The sequence below is a fragment of the Methylobacterium sp. CCH5-D2 genome (assembly GCF_001556475.1).
GTDB lineage: Bacteria > Pseudomonadota > Alphaproteobacteria > Rhizobiales > Beijerinckiaceae > Methylobacterium > Methylobacterium hispanicum.
Window position 1 is genome coordinate 1 of record NZ_LSIX01000322.1, and the last position, 1770, is coordinate 1770.

At 76.2% G+C, this 1770-nt stretch carries 1 protein-coding gene; it reads left to right on the forward strand.

The features are described 5' to 3' along the window. Positions 1–1423: RluA family pseudouridine synthase (locus tag AX737_RS08515; protein WP_245293414.1), on the forward strand; the 1423-nt coding region annotated here is incomplete at its 5' end. Positions 1424–1770: the final 347 nt, after the last annotated feature.

The following is a 1770-nucleotide window of genomic DNA, read 5'->3' on the forward strand; positions in this document are numbered from 1 at the left end:
GCCCAAGGGACCGCCGAAGGGACCGCCGAAGGGACCGCCGAAGGGACCGCCGAAGGGACCGCCGAAGGGCGCGGCCGGCCGCGGCGCGAGCCGCGGACCCCGGCCGGGCCAGGGCCGGCCGGAGCGCGCCCGCACCGGCCCGCGCAGCAGCGCCCTCGACGCGGCCCAGCGCGCGGCGCAGCTGCGCGGCGACGAGCGCGACGCCCGCGCCCCCTGGTCGCCGGTCGAGGCGGAACCCGCCGGCCCGGCGCCCCGCGCCAGACCGGCAGCCGTTAGGCCGGCGAACGCCAAGGCTGCTGCGAAGCCGGCGGCCAGGACCGCGGCCGGGCGTGCCCCGGCCCGCCGCGCCGAGGCGGCGCCCGCACCCGCCGCACCGACGGCCCCGAGCCGGCGCGAGCAGCGGGCGGCGGCCTCCGCCACCCTGGCCTCCGGCGTGCAGACCCTGACCGTGGAGCCCGACGAGGACGGGATGCGGGTCGACCGCTTCCTCACCGCGCGGTTTCCCCAGCTTCCCTTCACCCGGATCCAGAGCCTCGTGCGCAAGGGCGAGCTCCGGATCGACGGCAAGCGCGCGAAGGCGCAGGAGCGGCTGGCGCCGGGCCAGAGCGTGCGCGTGCCCCCCCTGAAGCTCGACGCGGACGCCGCGCGCCCGCGCAACCCCGTGCGCGACCGCGACGACGCCGAGTTCCTGCGCTCGCTGATCCTCTACGAGGACCAGGACATGATGGTGCTGAACAAGCCCTTCGGCCTCGCGGTTCAGGGCGGGTCCGGCACCGTGCGGCACGTGGACGGCCTGCTCGAGGCGCTCACCGGCCCGGACGGGCAGAAGCCGCGCCTCGTCCACCGGCTCGACAAGGACACGGCGGGCTGCCTCATCGTCGCCAAGACCCGGCTCGCGGCGGCGACGCTCGCCAAGAGCTTCCGCTCGCGCGCGGCGCGCAAGATCTACTGGGCGCTCACCGCCGGCGTGCCGAAGGTGCGCCAGGGCCGGGTCTCGACCTATCTGGTGAAGGACGAGCCGACCGAGGCCGACGCCCGCATGCGGGTGGCCAAGCACGGTGAGGAGGGGGCCGCGCACGCGCTCACCTACTACGCGATGGTCGATCAGGTGGCGCAGAAGCTGTCCTGGATCTCGTTCAAGCCGGTGACGGGGCGCACCCACCAGCTGCGGGCGCACGCCGCCCATATCGGCCACCCGATCGTCGGCGACCCGAAATACTTCGACGTCGAGAACTGGGCGCTGCCCGGCGGCATCCAGAACCGGCTGCACCTGCTGGCCCGCAGGATCGTGATCCCGCACCCGCGCACCGGCCGGCCGGTGGACGTCAGCGCGCCGCTGCCGCCCCACATGGCGCAGAGCTGGAACCTGCTCGGCTTCGACGCCGGCCGCTACGACCCGGTGGTCGACGCGCCGGAGGATTGATGCCTCGACGGATCGACGCCCCGAAGGATCGGAGCCTGGCGGGGCCTCTGTCACCCCGCCGCCTTGGCAAGAGGCCGGTGTGACCAATATCCTGCGGGACGATCGGCGGCCCGGCTCCCGGCGGGGCCCCGCGCCTGCCCGTGAAGCGCCCGGTGAGACCTCATCGACATGAAGCACGCGACGCTGTCCTGGCTCGCCGCACTGAGCCTGCTCGGATCGGCGACCTTCGCCGCGGCCCAGCAGCCGGGCAGGGCGCCGCAGGCTCCCGCCGCCGCACCGAGCCACGTGGCGCTGCGGGCCGCGGCGCCGGGCCAGCCGGCGCAGGCCCAGCCGCCGCAGGCCCCGCA